This is a genomic window from Halobacteriovorax sp. RT-2-3 (assembly GCF_047085075.1).
Lineage (GTDB): Bacteria > Bdellovibrionota > Bacteriovoracia > Bacteriovoracales > Bacteriovoracaceae > Halobacteriovorax_A.
Window position 1 is genome coordinate 698,302 of the sequence record NZ_JBKIYF010000001.1, and the last position, 16,303, is coordinate 714,604.

Below are 16,303 nucleotides of genomic sequence, written 5' to 3' on the forward strand. Positions count from 1 at the left end.
ATAATTATATGTTATACTTGATCCTATAGAACCACCTAAGGTACTGAAATTATGAACATAGACTATATTTCTATTCCTACACTGCGTGTTTTCATCGAAGTTTATGAGACAATGAATATGTCTCAAACAGCAAAAAATCTTGCGATGACCCAACCTGGGGTGTCTCAGCACATCAAATCCCTTGAGGGACTACTGCAAATCTCCCTTTTTGATCGTATTAATAAGAAGGTCTTACCAACGGAGCAGGCCCACAGGCTCTATACGGAGTGTCGCCAAATTCTTGAGAATCTTGAAAGCGCCCTCGCAGACGTTTCGGCCAAAAAGAATGTTTTAAAAGGTACTTTACATATTGGGATGCCAATTGAGTTTGGTAATAACAGACTTATTCCAATCATTGCTGAATGGCTTAAGTTACATCCCGAAGTCTCCTTGCAAATTAACTATGACCACGCCGCTAGACAAAGCCAGCTTCTTTTAAATGGTGGCCTAGACTTTGCGATCACAGACAGTTTCAACTTTCCAAAACAAATTGCGACACGAAACCTATCAAGTGAAAGACTTATTCTTTGCTGCTCAAAAGAGTATGCGAGCTCTCACGGCCTAAGCGAGAATACGAAATTTAAAAAGGCAGATGAATTAGACTTTATTGCATACCTAGAAGGCTCACCTGTTATCACAAGCTGGTTTAAATACCACCTTAACAAGAACTTTAACAAACATCCAAAAGCGCAATTAATGGACGTTCAAGGTGTTCTGCGCCTAACTCTTGCGGGAGTAGGAATTTCCGTTCTTCCCCTACACGTTATCGAACGCTCAGATAATAAATCAAAGCTCATGCTCTTTAAGGGAACAAAAGATCACATGATTAACGAGCTAAACCTTGCCTTTTTAAATGCTAGAAAATTAGGGCCAGTGGCCTCAAGTTTGTTTGAATTCTTAACGGAGAATATTTAGGAATAAAAAAAGGCCGCTAAAAAGCGGCCTTGATATAAAAAATTTTGGTTTGAATTATTGATTCATTCCTGGAGCTGTAGACTCGTCAGTAGTCGTAACGTTTGACTCTTCGTCTTTTAATCCATTTAGGTATTCTTCAACCTGAGCCTTAGTTACTTTACCCTCAGCGATAAGCTTATCTCTTAATCTTAGGTCTAAAATTTTCTCTTGTAACGCTCTTGAAAGTCTCATTGAATTTCCTTATTTAAAAAATTAACGATTGATATATTTATAATAATGTAGCTTTATATCATGTGTTATTTGCTTTGGAAACCCCTAAAAATATCAGGGACTTAAAAAGCTTATTGCCAAAACCTTGGTTCATCTGGATTTGGACGCTCCTCATCATCAACTAATCTTAGGTGACTTTTCTTTTTCTTGCTTGTCGATTTCCCACCTTGCTTAGTTGCAATACGAGAGCCTTGAGAGCGTACGTAATGACCTAGGGCCCTAAAACCTAAAACAAATACAGCACCGAAAATCATAGAAGCAATATTTGCAAAGGCCTGTGCACCACCTGGAGTGAAAAAGCCTTGGTACACATTCATCCCCGCAAGGATTAAACAGAAGTACTTGGCCTTTACCGGAATGATCATAAAGAATTGAAAAATACGATCAGGGTAAATACATGCGTAACTCACACACATTGCAGATGATAAGAATGCCATTCCATGAAATGGATAATTTATCGTTGCACCACCCATAAAGAGTGCAAAAATAGTGTATGCAAAAGCGTTAACAAGAGCTGCAATCACAAGATACTGTAGGTACCTCTTTGCTCCCCAACGCATCTCAAGATCACTTCCAAGAAACCAAAATAGAAGCCCTGTAAAGACAACATTAAAAAGACCAGTATTCACAAAAGGATATGTAAATAACTTATAAATGAGACCGGCCTTTAGCGCTGAAACGTTGAGCCCTAAAGTATTAACTAATGAGATATTAAGAAATTGTGCAAAGACTGCGCTTATAAGAAAGGATGCGACAATGATCCCGATGAGATACTTGTTTACCTTTGTTAATGGCGGCAGATAAATATTTTGCATTCTTTCTCCTTACATTTTTTGAGCAATCTCGATGAGAACTCCACCAGTTGATTTTGGATGAATAAAGTTCACTAAACAATTATTCGCTCCAGGGCGTGGCGCTTCATAGAGAAGATTATAACCTAAGTCCCTAAGCTCTTGTGACTTTTTTGCAACATCAGGAACGCGGTAACACATATGGTGAATCCCTGGACCTTTTTTCTCAAGATACTTGGCAATTGGGCCTTGACCATCAATCGGCTCAAGTAATTCAATATGAGCATTTTCATCAATATGAGCAAAAGAAGTCGTCACTTGCTGATCTTCAACCACTTCTCGGTGGTTAAATTCTAAACCTAAGTCACGATAAATTTTTTCGGCATTATCTAGATTCTCAACTGCGATCGCAATGTGATCTAGGAAACAATCTTTATTAAACATGATTTCTCCACTTTTCTTACTTAGTAATTTTCAAGCATTATAGAAAAGTCCGAAGGCTTGAGCAACCTTACAAGTTACTATTAATAACTAAAGATCGCTCAAGTTAAATGGTGGTGAATCCAGAACATCCTCACCTGAACAGTCTGCAGGAGTCGTTGGAGTAGCTGGCTCTTGAGGTGTAATTGGTGGCTTACAAAGACCGTTTACACAATCACCAAAAGTTGGAACTGAATAACATCTCTTCTCACAAGAAAGAGCATTATTCGGGTCGTTGACACGAATGAGGTAACACTGTCTAACGTATTCGATACGACAGAACTCTTTCGAGACACAACTTTGATTTGGAACCTTTGAACAAAGAACTTGTTCGAAGTCATTATTAATATGATCACGACATGTATTAGTCGTTCCATCACAACAAAGTGACGCACAATCAAAATCTGAATTACAACTATTTCCAGTAGGAAGATTTCCTGTTGAATCAAAATCATCACTACACTGCCCTACAATTGAGCGAGAAAAACAACGATTATTAAAACAACACTCTCCTGAACCACATTCACGATTTGCACTACATGACTTTAGAGAATTAAAATCATAACCATCTTTAGCACCAAGGCCTGTCTTTAGTAATTGAAGCTTAATCTCTTTTGTTTCAGCAATTTGAACTTCAAAACCATCTTCCATTGTAAACAGCTCAATTGTCCCTGTTACGTTACAACTTGAAACCGTCTCACCAGTTGATGCGTTATAATTCTTAGCTCTAATATTACAACCATCCATATAGTACGTATCACCAGCAGCATTTAGAGTTTGAACAGAACGGTTAGAAAATGGAGATTGAGAACCTAAGTATTGAATCCCAGTTGTTTGATAATTAATCTTTCCTGCACGTGGGAACAGGTATGCCTGAGTTCCTGAAGCAATATTCGTAAAATCTGCAGCACCAGAAAGTGGTGCTTTAAAAATTGCACTTGGAGTCGTTCCCGACTGATAAACAGCTGCACCTTTAATTTCCCACTCATCTTCGTTATGAATACGATATGGGCCACGGTAATCATAAGCTCCCCCACCTAAAGCAAGAGCAGTGCCTACGGCCGCAGGATGATTCACACCAAAAAGGCTTTGAAACATCGCTGAGTCTTTCTTATCAGGAAGACACTTATATAAATTAGTCTCTAAAGATTCATTTGCAAGAAGATTACCTTCAATATCAATTTGCTCAAATACAGGTGTATTTGTTTTAGAAACTGTTTCAGCATTTACGATTTCATCGTACCAAAGAGTTTGATCCTTAATTTTTGCATATGAGTAAAGGCACACATCCCCTGCTTGATTACAGTAAGGATGACTAATAGAAGATGTAAAAGTTGGATCGTCTTCTAAACGTAGACCACGACAGTAAAGACCTGCATTAGTTGCATCACCTTCAACATCTTCGGCCGTATCATTATCATAATCATTGTAGTCAAATAGATCATAAAGAAGTCTGATGTCGTTAAACTTCTTATCTGCTAAATCAAATGTAATAACATTAATAGTTGAAAACTCAGTAATCCCTGAACCAGGAACTTGACCAACAACACCATCTAAAACAATTGGTGTTCTCTCTCGTCCAAAATAGAAGCGTCCTTTCACAACACGATTCTTAAGGGATGAAATATTTAAACCAGTAAGGTGGAGCTTCCCTCTAAAATCTTTAGGAATTGAAACTTTCTTTTTAAAAGATCCAGTATTTGGGTCAATGATTTGAGTAATTTCAACGGCAGTTGTATTAGGAATACTTGTGATAGTCTCATTATCTCCATCTGTTGCATTATTTCCACCAGATGATCCACCACTTCCGTTATCTCCACTTCCAACTTCTTCAGATGGATTCTCTACAATGTCACGCACAGAACGTGGCTGCTCCATACAAGAAACAAAAAGTGAAAGTGTGAATAGGTAGACTAAGACATTCTTCATCATTAATTTGGCCTTAAGTTAATAATCTTCACTCTACTTATCGAAATCAGAGAAAATTAAGTTAACCCTAAGTAAATATTAACCTCGAACTTGAAAAATCTGCCGATAAAGCGCTAAGGAGCTGAATTTACGAATAAACTCGTAAATCAGCTGCCTTAAATATGTGCAATTTGGAATTAGATAATGAAGAATCTAGGCTTTTCTAAACAAGGAAACAAGAACCCCTGTTAGCACGTCTTGAATCAGAGTTAATAACAGACAAATTATATAAATTAATTCAATCGCTATCCCCGTCCCTGGCGCGTAATTAGTAACGACTTGAGCAATCCCTGCAATAATGAATGTCAGAACAAGAAATCCTAAATATATAACGCCCAAAGATGAAACCTTATTCTTTGTAATAGTAAAGTTAGACTCACCTTCTTTATCAAAGAGAATTGCTGTCATGGCCACGTAGCTATAAAAGTAAGTCACATAGAAAAATGGAATAATGAAAAAGGCCAGACCAAGAATCATAAGAATCGAAGTTAAGAAGCCATAGAACATATAAGTCGGGATATCCCACAGTACTTTTGAAACTCGGTATGGTAATTTTTCGAAAGCAAAGAAGAAGAAATTAAGAATAAAAACCGACTGAATAATTGTACCAAAAACATTTACCGCGGCCACCGTAATTACCGTCATGTCATCTTGAGCATTAAAATATGCTAGGCCATAAGCCTTTAATGCGAATGATAAAAAGAATAGTGGTAAATAATGAGGAAGATTCCCCTTCATTGCGCTTACTGCTTCATACATTGAATCAATAAAAGAAAGGTCCTTACTATCTTCGTTAGTGACTTCTTCATGATGCATATCCATTTGCATCCTCCCTATAAGTTAGTCTTGAATATATTCAAACGTACGCTTTGCATGATTCTTTCTCACACCAGGAACTTTAAAAAGTTGCCCGTGAAAAGAAATATACACACCTGCTTCTACTATTTTAGCAGCATATAGACTTTCTGTAACATTTTGAAAGGCATCACTATCAACAAAGCCCATAGGCTTCATCGCTCCAGTGAAAATGATTGGAACTTGCAAGTTTTTTGCGCCGTCAAGAGCGTCATAAACAAATTGTGCAGACTTTGCCATGGTATCAGTTCCATGCAACACGATTAGAGGAATATTTTTCTCCAACTGCGCCTTTATTGTCTTAAGCAAAACCTGACGATCATAATCAGTGAAATACAGCGAGTCTTTATTGATAATATTCATTATGTGAAGCTTCGTATAAGGAAGCCTTAGACGGTCAATGATAGTCTGGCGAATAAAAGAATCTCGATTCTTTAATGAACCATCGCTCTCGCTATAGGACTTCTCTATTGTTCCACCTGTTGAAATTAATTGAATATCTTGAACATGGTTTTCCATGTACTTCCCTCGCTATAAAAATGAATTCCTATCTTATACCTAATTTTTTCAATGATTTTAAGAATTTAAGTAATTTTTTTACTCTTAACCCTTGACGCTCATCATTTTGCTCCCATCTTTGGGTCGTAAGAACAATTATCTACTTGATTATATATGAAGGAGTATCAATGACTAATCGCACAGGACAAATCTCTGTTGCAACAAGCGACATTTTTCCAATTATTAAGAAATGGCTTTATTCAGAACACGATATCTTCATCCGCGAGCTGATTGCCAACGCAAGTGATGCCATCACAAAGCGCGCCACACTTGCACGTCAAACGGGAGATGAGCTTCCTACTGGAAGAATTTCTGTAAAAGTAAATAAAGACGCTAAAACAATCACGGTTACTGATAACGGGATTGGAATGAGCGAAGAAGAAGTTGAAAAATACATTGCTCAACTGGCTTTTTCTGGAGCTGAAGAGTTCGTAAAGAAAATGGAAGAAGTTGGCGGCGAATCAGATAATGATATTATCGGTAAATTCGGACTTGGTTTCTATTCAGCATTTATGGTTGCAAAAAAAGTTGAAGTTGACTCTCTTTCAATGACTAAAGGCTCAACAGCAACAAAATGGTCTTGCGAAGGTGATACAGAATACACTTTCTCTGACTCTGATAAAAAAGAAGTTGGTACAACGATTACACTTCACATTGCTGAAGACTCTGAAGAGTTTCTAAACAAGTGGAAACTAAATGAGACTCTATCTAACCACTGTGATTTTATGCCATATGAAATTGCATTATTAGATGAAGCAAATAAAGAAGATACTGAAACAATTGTAAATGACACAAAACCTATCTGGAAGCGTGATCCTAAGGAATTAACTGATGAGGACTACAAAGGTCTCTATCGTAAATTATTTCCAATGGACGGAGAGCCCCTATTTTGGATTCACCTAAATGTTGATCACCCATTTACATTAAACGGGATTTTATTCTTCCCAAAATACAACCCAATGAAGCCAGTTGGTGATAAGAATATTCGTCTATACTGTCGCCAAGTATTCGTTTCTGATAACGTAAAAAATATTATTCCAGAGTTCTTAGGACTTCTTAAAGGTGCTATTGACTCTCATGACATCCCACTTAACGTATCAAGATCATCTCTACAAGGTGATCCAAATATTAGAAAGATTTCAAATTATATTGTTAAGAAAGTTGCAGAGGCCCTAAAACTTCTTAATAAGAAAGATAGAGCAAAGTATGAAAGCATCTGGAATGATATTGGGCTATTTGTAAAATACGGTTGTGTTTCTGATGAGAAATTTGATGATTTAATGCGTGAGCGAGTACTATTTAAAACTAATGAAGGACAATTTGTTACACTAAACGAATACCTTGAATCAGTACCTGCTGACTACGCTGAGAAAATGGCCGGAAAAATTCTCTACTTTGAAAAAGATGCGGCCAACCAATCTCTTCTAGCTCAACTTAAAGAAGCTGGAATTAAGGCCTTAGAGACAGATAATCATATCGATCCACACTTCATCCAACACTCGGAAATGAAGAAATTCAAAAAGGGTGAAGAAGAAGTTGAAATCAAATTTGTAAGTGTTGATTCTGAAATAGAAAACCTACTTGCAAGTGAAGCAACTTCTGAAAACGACATTAAAGTTAAAGAGATGTTTGCGAAATTCCTTGGTATTAAACTAGAAGAAAAAGAAGGTGAAGCACCGGCAAGTAAGGGACTTGAAATTGGCCGCATGGCAAATGCTCAAACACCTGCATATTTTAAAGTTGATGAGTCGATGAAACGCTTTGCTCAAATGACTCAGTCAATGGGTGGCGATCACCAATTCCCTATTAAGAAAACACTTGTCGTTAATACGACAAATCCACTAGTTCAAAGTGCATTCAAGATCCACACAAGTGGTAAGAATGAAGACCTAGCAAAGAAACTTTGTCAGCATGTTGAAGACCTAGCGGGTATCTCAAGTGAAGGACTAAAACCAGAAGAGCGCGATCTATTCGTAAAGCGTTCTCAAGATCTTATTAGCGAATTATCAAATCACATAAACTAAAAGTACACGCCACCTTTTCGAGATATTAAGAAGTTAAGAGCTTAATATTTAGAAAAGGTGGCCTTTCGCTCTATATAATTTTCAAAACTTGCCCTATCCAGACTCTTTTCGTTTATAGTCGGCCAGACAAAATAATAAAAGAGGATGACGAAATGAAGAGATTACTTCTTACAACGATCACTTTTGCAACAATTGTAAATAGTGCACAAGCAATGCCAAGTCTAATGAATGAAGATATGCCATCAACATCTGTTGCGACAGCTTTCACAGTGGCGCCAATCGGACTAGCAATTCAAGCAGTAGGTTCAGTAACTCATGCTACATTTTTAGCATCACTTGCGGTTTTTAATCCGTCAGAAGCAGTTCAAATGACTAAAGAATCTTTAGGAATTTATAACAGAGAAGAAATCGAGCGTGCTATTGAAAGAAATGACCTTGATATCATCGACTCTTTGAGAGAGATGGTAAGAGAGGACCTAAAAGCTGGTGGACAAATTGAAAGCCTTGATCAACTTTCAGATAGAGATGTTGATCAACTTATTAATGTAGCACTATATATACCAAACGAATCTGAAGAATAATTTGAGGAAAGCAATGAAGAAACTAACTTTATCAATTCTAATGGCATTAACAATCTCTAATCCGGCCAATGCCCTGGAAACAACAAGAGATTTTCTAGACACAAGCTCAATGGTAACAACTGGTTGGGTTTATGCAGCAGGTTTATATACTGAAATGACTGCAACATTAGGTTTTCAAACTTCTTTTGCAGCAAGTGTATCTTCTCTACAGGTTACAGCAAGAGCGATTAACAATCTTAATCGTGAAGAAGTTGAAAGAGCAATTGAAAGAGATGATCAAGATACGCTTGATTCAATTAGAGATCTAATTAGATATGAATTAGAAGAAGCTGGTGAAATCTCTTCAGGAGATGAACTAAGTAATGAAGAAGCAGACATTCTTCTTTATGTTGTTTTAACAAAATAAAATTTCAAATAAAAAAAGGCCAGTTCGAAACTGGCCTTTTTTCTATCTATCCTCTGCTTTAAGTTATCTTTTAAAATGCTGCATTCTTCTCATCAAAGCTTCTTGCAAAAGTTTCAATTGAAACAACATTTGTACTTTCATCCATACCGTCTGCATGTTTAAATGCTACGTTCTTATTATGTGCACTCATTGCATTTCCGTTTGTATGTGATCTCTTTTCATATGTACGAGAATTTTCTTCTCTTTCAAGCTCTTCTTTACAAGAGATACAACAAGTAGCGATTGGTCTAGCATGTAATCTTTTGATAGAGATTTCTTCTCCACACTCTTCACACTCTCCAAAAGTACCGCTTGCAATTTTTTCTAGAGCACGATTAACTTTGTTAAGTAGAAATTTATCTCTTCCCATAAGCTTTAGCTTTAGTTGAGCATCTCTCTCATTAGAAGTTTGGTCGATAATGTCACCGCTAGTCTCGTTAGTTAATACTTGCTCGACACTTCCTGTAGTACTGACCAGCTGATTTTTAAGATTAATGAATAAGTTTTTGAAGTGTTCTTTTTGTTCAATGTTCATAGTATCTCCATTCAATCTAAAAATAAGTAGTCCATTACGTCTTACCTAAAGTTTTCTTCCTGATAACTTTAGAGAGATTCCTTTCTCTGCTTATTATAAAGCAATGAGCGTGCCAATTTTGAAGGCCTTAATTCGGATAAATTTTATGGAATTCGTGGTGTAAAAATGAATTTTGGGGCCAGACTGACTTTTTAAGGCCAGTATTGGCACCGTCAGAACGCACCAGTCCTCAATTTTAGTTGAGTTTAAACGAGTTTATCGTCTCGAGAGATAATCAAGCGTTCATCATCGATCATCTTTGAATAGATTATCATGACTTCCTGGTGTGCTTCTAGGGCCTGAGACTTTGGAACTTTTTTCTGGATAAAGAAAAGAATATCTTCTCGGATGCTTTTAGGAAGTTTTGCAAGAATCCCCTGTCGGTCTTCTTCCCTTTCTAGCTTTAAGGCATTTCCTAAGCTTTCAACTTTTACTTCTCTTAAGAACTCGCTCATCATCTGTGGTGTGATAAATTGCAGATCTTTTAAACGATACATACTCGCACGTAATTTATCTGCTAATTCAAAGTCCATCTTTGTGATATTAGAAATAAGAGTTTCCTTCTCTTCTTTATTCATTAAAGAGATGGCCTCAAGAATTGCTTCAAAGCCCGACTCTTTAGAACCTTTCGACATATGGATTATCCTTCATTAAATGATTCTTTACATAGTCGGCTACACCATCATCTACGATACGAAATTCGAAGTTTGGAAGTATTCTTCTAAACTTATCCATATCTGCTTGAGTGTAGTATTGATATTGATTACGAAGATGCATAGGCATATCGATAAATTCAACGTTTGGCTCACGTCCCATTGCAATGAACGTTTGATTCACGAGATTAAGAAAGCTATCGGCTCGACCTGTTCCAATATTATAAATACCAGAGTGCTTCGCCATCTCCTTCTCAGATAGCTCAATCATGGCATTAACAACATCTTTAACATAAACAAAGTCACGAAGCTGCTTACCATCCTCATACCCTTCTTTGTGCGACTTAAAGAGCTTAACCTTTCCAACTTCATTTATCTGTTCGTATGCTTTATGGACAAGAGAGCGCATCTCTTCCTTATGATACTCGTTAGGGCCATAGACATTAAAAAATTTAAGGCCAAACCAATGTTTTGGACGATCAGTTTGATTTAGAACCCACTCATCAAATAATTGCTTAGAGTAACCATAAGGATTTAGAGGGCGAAGCTTTCCAAGCTCCTCCTCTTTGTCTTCATAGCCAAGCTCACCGTCACCATAAGTGGCCGCAGAAGATGCATAGATATATGGAATATTTAAATCACATGCCAGGTCAAAATAGAACTTTGAATGACCAACATTATTAGTCATCAGATAATCCATATCCATCTCAGTTGTGGATGAGCAAGCACCCATGTGATAGATACAAGAAATCTGCTTATGAACTTCTTCTAATTGAATGTCGATAAACTCATCAGCATGAAAATATTCAGCATATTTAACGCCTTTTAAATTCTTCCACTTCTGATCATGATCAAAGCGGTCGACAATAATGATATCATCACGTCCGAGCTCGTTAAGCTTTGCAACAAGAACACTTCCAATAAATCCAGCGCCTCCTGTAACTAAGATCACGCCTCACCTTCTTTGCTCTCTAAACGCATTAGACTCGTTAGTGAAATTCCGCACATTGTAAGAAGAGCTAGAAGTTTATAACTATCAAGTCGTACATAGAGTTTATGATAACCTCTAAGCTTCTCTTCAAACACCTGATACTCTTCATCAGTGTGAGTGTAATTTGATTTTGCAATCTGAGAGTCGCGAATACCTGGTGATAGTTTAGTTGTATAAACGATGGCCAAGACAAGTGTTGTTAGGGCAATAAACTTCATCACCATTGAAGCCTTCCCTTTTTTCTTATAAAGAAAAGCTGCGATGATCAAAAGAATAGCAAAAATCATTTCAATAATATTGAACGATGTGAAGATAATTCCACCAAGAGTTCCTGCTTCTTTTAGAGAGCTAACATTTCTAAAAATACTTGGAGCTGCAATGAAGTCGATAAAGACGGTTGCAAAAAACCATGAAAGGCAGACGCCAAAAATTAAACTTAATAATACGTGTTTCTTTAGTAGTGATTTCATAAAGAAATCATACCGTCTATTTCATGTGATGACGAGAAAGATATGGGTGAACAATTAACGCAACAGCTAAAATACCCAGTTCAAAAAGTACGACTAACGGCAGCCAAAGTCCCATCATTGTAATGACATCAGGAGGAGTTAACATAGCAGAAACGACAGCGAAGCCAACATAAACATAACGTCTCATATTAGCTAGGGACTGCTTTGTTACTAGGCCCATAAAGCCTAAAATAAGAAGTACATTTGGTAGTTGAAAAATAAGGCCAAGGAAAACAAGAACCTTACTTGAAAGAACGAGGTAATCTTTTAGACCGATTGTTGCTTCAACATTTTGTACACCAAAGCCCATGAGGGTTTGAAATGTTAGTGGAAAAACGATGAAGTAACCAAAGCTTACGCCTATAGCAAACAGGAAGAGCCCAATAATAAGAAATGGCCTAACGGCCTTTTTTTCATGATCATAGAGACCTGGAGAGATAAATTTCCAAACCTGATAAAACCAAAGAGGACAAGAAAGAATAACACTTGAGTAAAATGCTACTTGAAATTGAGAAAGAACCTTATCAAGTAGTCCAAGATAGACAACCTTTCCCCCTCCAAAATCACCAAGAGCATCTCGCAGAGGCTTCAATAGAACTTCCTGGATGAGGTCACCATAGGCGTAGCAGGCCACGAAAGATATCAAAATTATGATTAATATCTTTATAAGTGCAGAGCGTAACTCTTCTAAATGGTCAATTAAACCCATCTCTTTCAAAACTTACCCTAGTTTTCCATCCATACTTAAAGTAAAATAAATTAATACTAATAATTTAACACAGTTAGAACGAATGAAATACCCATTATTAATTTTTATTGTTAATTTTATGATAGCTCTTCCAACACAGGCAAAGACGATCTTGCTCTGTCTTGGACAAGAAGAAAGCTACTATGCCAAAAGGTTTGAGACAGGGCCCCGCTATCACTTAAATCAAATTATGATTAATGAGATTTCATCAGTTGGTAATCCGCAATTTTCTAAAGGTTACTACAATAAGTTTTGTTCTGATCCGAGTAAATCACCGACGCTTAAATTACTTAAGGCCATGACAACTGGCCAAAGAAATATTTTCGACTTCAAAGAAGAAGACGGTGGAATTGGTGTTAAGTATTCGATGTCGACTTATAATGAGTTTCGTCTAAAGTCGATTAAGATCCTAATGGATTATCTCGCAAAGATTCAAATCCAAGCAAGTAGTGCCGATTGCCTTGAGTCTAATATTCCTGGCCTAAAAGAGTTCTATGCTCGCTATCGCTATCTTGAAGGAGAAGTAAGCTTAGAGACTTTAAAAGGATCTAAAGAATCTCTTTTAAAGATTTATGATGCTTTAGAGAATGTCGATGCTATCTTAAAGAAATGCCAAAAACCTAAGCAAACTCAAACTAAATAAAGAATACACTAAGCTGAGAATCTAGCGAAGAGACTTTACTAATGAAATCTTGCGCCTCAGGAGTTTGTTCATCACCAATGACATAGAGGTGGTGACCAATTAGGCCTTCGACAGATATCTTTCCGAGTTTTTCAACCATTGGATAAATATCCTCTAAAAGAAATTGATATGGTCTTTTTCCAGCAATCTTATCTTTTTTGAAACCATTAAAGGTAACTGCGGGAATAACCTTTTCCTCACGATTTGATTTAAACATCGGAACAATATCGGCCAGGCACGAACCACAGCCACCAGCGGCCTTTGACAGGTTTGTAATCGTAAGAGGATCACTTGCTCCCCTTTCAATTAAAGCTGCGACTTCTTGGCGACTAACACCAAAACAGCGACAAAGTGTATTTGTCGTATCAATGGCCATAAGTTGATTAGGAGAGAAATAATTTAAAACTTCTTTGAAGAAGCTAAATAGCTCAAGAGAATGACTCGAATTTTCACTTAGAGCTTTTTCGATTTCAAGTATTAGTTGTGACTTTGTATTCTTCGTCTTTTCAAGAATCGTCATGATGACATCTTTTAGTGCACTATCATCACTTTCAACAAAGTACTCTCTTACTTCATTGAGCTTAGAAAACCTAAGCTCAACTCGACAAGGATCATTAATTTTTAAATCTGGTGCAATTAGGCTTGTATTCACAATTAAGGATGAACCTCGTAACTTCTAAGAGTAAGAATCTCAAAGCCACCTTCAGTAACTAAGATTGTGTGTTCAAATTGGGCAGACCATTTCTTATCTCTAGTCAGAACTGTCCAACCATCTTTAAGAACTTTACAGTCCTTTGTTCCAAGGTTGATCATTGGCTCAATTGTAAAAGTCATACCAGGCTTCATTTCTGCGCCCTTACCTCTTTTTCCAACGTGAACAACTTGTGGATCTTCATGGAATTCTCGTCCAATACCATGTCCACAATAATCTTCAACAATACCGTATCCGTGATCGTGTGCGATCTCCATAATTGAAGCACCGATATCACCAATATGGCCACCTGGACGAACTTGCTTAATTCCTTCCATCATACATTGGTAAGTTACATCAACAAGTTTCTTCACTTCATCAGAAACATTACCAACTAAGAAAGTCTTATTAGTATCACCGTGGAATTTATTTAAGTATGTTGTCACGTCGATATTTAATATATCACCGTCTTTTAAAACATCTTTTGTACTTGGAATTCCGTGGCAAACGACTTCATTAAGTGAAGTACATACCGACTTTGGAAAACCGTGATAATTTAATGGCGAAGGATACGCACCATTTTTAATAATATACTCGTGACAAAGATTATTAAGCTCTTCAGTGCTTACACCTGGCTTTACGAATGGTTCAATATACTCAAGAGTAGAAGCCGCTAATTTCGACGTTGCTCTCATTAATTCAATTTCGCGTTTCGACTTGATCGATATCATGGTTTTTCCTTTCGCTTATTCTAAGTACTTAAATATACATTCCTTTTAACATAGTTTGACCCACTAAAGAATAGACAAAGTTAAAAATTTTACAATTTACAACACGCTAAGTACCTAAAATGGCATAATGACGCGAAAGAATTCAGAAATTAGGACTAATAAATGAAACAAATTATCGCCATTTTCCTCTTAACTGTGAACGTATTCTACGCTCATGCCCAGAGCAAAGAAGACAATAGGTTGTTCCATTCTACAATGACTCAAATCAATGAGATTCAAGAAAGAATAAACGATACTGACTATGACCCACAAAAGCTTGGGTACAATATTCGTGAACTAGAAAAATTAATCAATGCAAGTAGTGATCTCGTAAATGTGACTATCGATTATAGCAAACTCATTTATCGACAATCAATTGATCATAAGCCAATAAAAGGTTCTGATTTATCAATCATTGGTAATCTAATGAATACAGTCGCACTCATTATGGAGAAATCGAGTCTTTATACTGTAAAAGACCTTTCTAATAAACGCTCGTATTCTGAACTTGAGTATGCACAAATCAAAGTGACAAACCTACTTGCAAAACTAAACTACGTGAACCTCTACTTAGTAACTCACAATATTTTTTATGAAATCAAAACAATCAAAAAAGTTACGAAAGAGATTATTAAGATTCTCGACAATGAAAAACAAGTTGAGATTCTTAAGCAATTTACAAAAATTGCAAAGAGTGAGAAATTCCATGAGGAGTTACAAGAAGACCTTAGAAACTTTCTTGATTATCACTACTACTATCTAAAACTTTTAAATCCTGACCTAACAAGAGGTGTTGTTCTTGTAGAGAAGTTTGAGATCGAAAAACATTTACTTGGAAAGAGACTCCCTGCAATTGAATTTAGCAGTATTGGCGATTGGTTTATTGAAATCTTTAATCGTACGACAAACTTTATCTCAGGGCTATTTGGTAACCTTGTTGGAAAACTGCGTTTTCGCCATGGTCATATGTATGCTAACGAACGAGCACTTGATTACCTAGAGACGGTACTAAAGCCGCTAGATATTATTGCAGAAAAAACACCTTTTGCTGCAACAGACTTTTTTATTCCAGGACACTTTGGTCATATTGCCATTTATCTTGGTACAGAACAAAAGCTTAAACTAGCAGGACTATGGAATACACCATTTATTAAAAAGTATCATAATGATATTCGCAGAGGAAAAACAATTGTTGAGTCGATTCGACCAGGAAGTCGCCTTGTTTCCCTTGAAGACTTTTTAGAAATTGATGAAATCACAATTATTCGTGAAAAAGGAATTCTAGAAAATAAGTGGGCAAGAGAGATGGTGTCAAAGGTTGCACTAGAGCAACTTAATAAGAAGTATGATTTTAATTTCGATGTCACAACTCTTGATAAGGTCGTATGCTCAGAGGTTCCATACCATGCTTATGGACACAAGAGATGGCCAACAAGTTATATCTTAGGAAGAAATACTATTTCTCCAGATGAAATTATCGAAAATGCTTATCGTAAAGGATCGGGTATTGAATTTGTTGCCTCAATTAAGGCCAATAAGAAACATCAGCTATTTAGCATTACTAAAAAAGAAATGGGAGATAATCTTGGTTTTATCTACGATGAATCAAGAGATATGTTCAGAAAGAAGATAAAGTCATGTCAGTTAATTAAAGTTGTTGATCATGATCAGCGCTCAACGATAAATGGCCGTTATCGCACTTATAAGAAGTGTAAAACGATCAAGAAAGACTTAATTTACAGCGGATTCTAGCAAAGCA

General features: G+C 36.6%; 19 protein-coding genes. 6 read left to right on the forward strand and 13 right to left on the reverse strand.

The annotated features are described in order from the left end of the window. Positions 1 to 51 precede the first annotated feature (51 nt). On the forward strand, positions 52 to 954 hold the full coding sequence (locus ACMAYX_RS03200) for a LysR family transcriptional regulator (RefSeq protein WP_103217533.1): 903 nt from the start codon (positions 52 to 54) through the stop codon (positions 952 to 954). A gap of 54 nt (positions 955 to 1,008) precedes the next feature. Here the strand turns inward: ACMAYX_RS03200 and ACMAYX_RS03205 are convergent, their stop codons facing one another. From ACMAYX_RS03205 to ACMAYX_RS03230, 6 genes are all read right to left on the reverse strand, one after another. Further along, positions 1,009 to 1,185: a hypothetical protein gene (locus ACMAYX_RS03205; RefSeq protein ID WP_158246841.1), complete on the reverse strand. Its 177-nt coding sequence runs from the start codon at positions 1,183 to 1,185 to the stop codon at positions 1,009 to 1,011. 110 nt (positions 1,186 to 1,295) lie between these two features. Continuing rightward, positions 1,296 to 2,039: a rhomboid family intramembrane serine protease gene (locus tag ACMAYX_RS03210; RefSeq protein ID WP_103217534.1), complete on the reverse strand. Its 744-nt coding sequence runs from the start codon at positions 2,037 to 2,039 to the stop codon at positions 1,296 to 1,298. Positions 2,040 to 2,048: 9 nt separating this feature from the next. Further along, the gene (gene mce, locus ACMAYX_RS03215; protein WP_103217535.1) at positions 2,049 to 2,459 is read right to left on the reverse strand and encodes a methylmalonyl-CoA epimerase; all 411 of its coding nucleotides are present in this window, start codon (positions 2,457 to 2,459) and stop codon (positions 2,049 to 2,051) included. A gap of 87 nt (positions 2,460 to 2,546) precedes the next feature. Then, positions 2,547 to 4,427: a hypothetical protein gene (locus ACMAYX_RS03220; protein WP_103217536.1), complete on the reverse strand. Its 1,881-nt coding sequence runs from the start codon at positions 4,425 to 4,427 to the stop codon at positions 2,547 to 2,549. 189 nt (positions 4,428 to 4,616) lie between these two features. Further along, positions 4,617 to 5,285, reverse strand: a complete 669-nt coding sequence (locus ACMAYX_RS03225) for a hypothetical protein (protein ID WP_412471536.1) — start codon at positions 5,283 to 5,285, stop codon at positions 4,617 to 4,619. An 18-nt stretch (positions 5,286 to 5,303) separates the two neighbouring features. Further along, on the reverse strand, positions 5,304 to 5,837 hold the full coding sequence (locus tag ACMAYX_RS03230; protein ID WP_412471537.1) for an asparaginase domain-containing protein: 534 nt from the start codon (positions 5,835 to 5,837) through the stop codon (positions 5,304 to 5,306). A 167-nt stretch (positions 5,838 to 6,004) separates the two neighbouring features. Here ACMAYX_RS03230 and htpG point away from each other — a divergent pair, with 167 nt between their 5' ends. From htpG to ACMAYX_RS03245, 3 genes are all read left to right on the forward strand, one after another. Beyond that, a complete protein-coding gene (gene htpG / locus ACMAYX_RS03235) occupies positions 6,005 to 7,900 on the forward strand; it encodes a molecular chaperone HtpG (protein WP_103217539.1) in 1,896 nt (631 codons plus the stop codon). Positions 7,901 to 8,052: 152 nt separating this feature from the next. Then, on the forward strand, positions 8,053 to 8,481 hold the full coding sequence (locus tag ACMAYX_RS03240; RefSeq protein ID WP_103217540.1) for a hypothetical protein: 429 nt from the start codon (positions 8,053 to 8,055) through the stop codon (positions 8,479 to 8,481). 13 nt (positions 8,482 to 8,494) lie between these two features. Continuing rightward, positions 8,495 to 8,887 carry a hypothetical protein gene (locus ACMAYX_RS03245; protein WP_103217541.1) on the forward strand — a complete coding sequence of 131 codons (393 nt, stop codon included), beginning with the start codon at positions 8,495 to 8,497 and terminating at the stop codon, positions 8,885 to 8,887. 70 nt (positions 8,888 to 8,957) lie between these two features. Here the strand turns inward: ACMAYX_RS03245 and ACMAYX_RS03250 are convergent, their stop codons facing one another. The 5 genes from ACMAYX_RS03250 to tatC form a co-directional block, all read right to left on the reverse strand. Then, positions 8,958 to 9,461, reverse strand: a complete 504-nt coding sequence (locus ACMAYX_RS03250) for a TraR/DksA family transcriptional regulator (protein ID WP_103217542.1) — start codon at positions 9,459 to 9,461, stop codon at positions 8,958 to 8,960. Positions 9,462 to 9,706: 245 nt separating this feature from the next. Next, complete coding sequence (locus ACMAYX_RS03255; RefSeq protein ID WP_412462730.1) at positions 9,707 to 10,135, reverse strand: FliG C-terminal domain-containing protein; 429 nt, start codon at positions 10,133 to 10,135, stop codon at positions 9,707 to 9,709. Continuing rightward, the gene (gene rfaD, locus ACMAYX_RS03260; protein ID WP_103217544.1) at positions 10,119 to 11,105 is read right to left on the reverse strand and encodes an ADP-glyceromanno-heptose 6-epimerase; all 987 of its coding nucleotides are present in this window, start codon (positions 11,103 to 11,105) and stop codon (positions 10,119 to 10,121) included. The genes ACMAYX_RS03255 and rfaD overlap by 17 nt, the downstream gene beginning before the upstream one ends. Next, positions 11,102 to 11,614 (reverse strand): DUF4149 domain-containing protein, encoded by a 513-nt coding sequence (locus tag ACMAYX_RS03265; RefSeq protein ID WP_392991576.1) that lies wholly within the window; start codon positions 11,612 to 11,614, stop codon positions 11,102 to 11,104. The genes rfaD and ACMAYX_RS03265 overlap by 4 nt, the downstream gene beginning before the upstream one ends. Positions 11,615 to 11,630: 16 nt before the next feature. Then, entirely contained in the window at positions 11,631 to 12,362 is a 732-nt protein-coding gene (gene tatC, locus ACMAYX_RS03270; protein WP_233189707.1) for a twin-arginine translocase subunit TatC, read from the reverse strand. A gap of 118 nt (positions 12,363 to 12,480) precedes the next feature. Here tatC and ACMAYX_RS03275 point away from each other — a divergent pair, with 118 nt between their 5' ends. Beyond that, on the forward strand, positions 12,481 to 13,044 hold the full coding sequence (locus tag ACMAYX_RS03275; RefSeq protein WP_412477728.1) for a hypothetical protein: 564 nt from the start codon (positions 12,481 to 12,483) through the stop codon (positions 13,042 to 13,044). On the opposite strand, the gene ACMAYX_RS03280 is transcribed toward ACMAYX_RS03275, so the two are convergent. After that, on the reverse strand, positions 13,037 to 13,735 hold the full coding sequence (locus ACMAYX_RS03280; protein ID WP_103217548.1) for a (2Fe-2S)-binding protein: 699 nt from the start codon (positions 13,733 to 13,735) through the stop codon (positions 13,037 to 13,039). The genes ACMAYX_RS03275 and ACMAYX_RS03280 overlap by 8 nt on opposite strands. A 2-nt stretch (positions 13,736 to 13,737) precedes the next feature. After that, entirely contained in the window at positions 13,738 to 14,505 is a 768-nt protein-coding gene (gene map, locus ACMAYX_RS03285) for a type I methionyl aminopeptidase (RefSeq protein WP_103217549.1), read from the reverse strand. A gap of 162 nt (positions 14,506 to 14,667) precedes the next feature. Between map and ACMAYX_RS03290 the strand changes: the two genes are divergently transcribed. Next, positions 14,668 to 16,296: a YiiX/YebB-like N1pC/P60 family cysteine hydrolase gene (locus tag ACMAYX_RS03290; RefSeq protein ID WP_412469673.1), complete on the forward strand. Its 1,629-nt coding sequence runs from the start codon at positions 14,668 to 14,670 to the stop codon at positions 16,294 to 16,296. Positions 16,297 to 16,303: the final 7 nt, after the last annotated feature.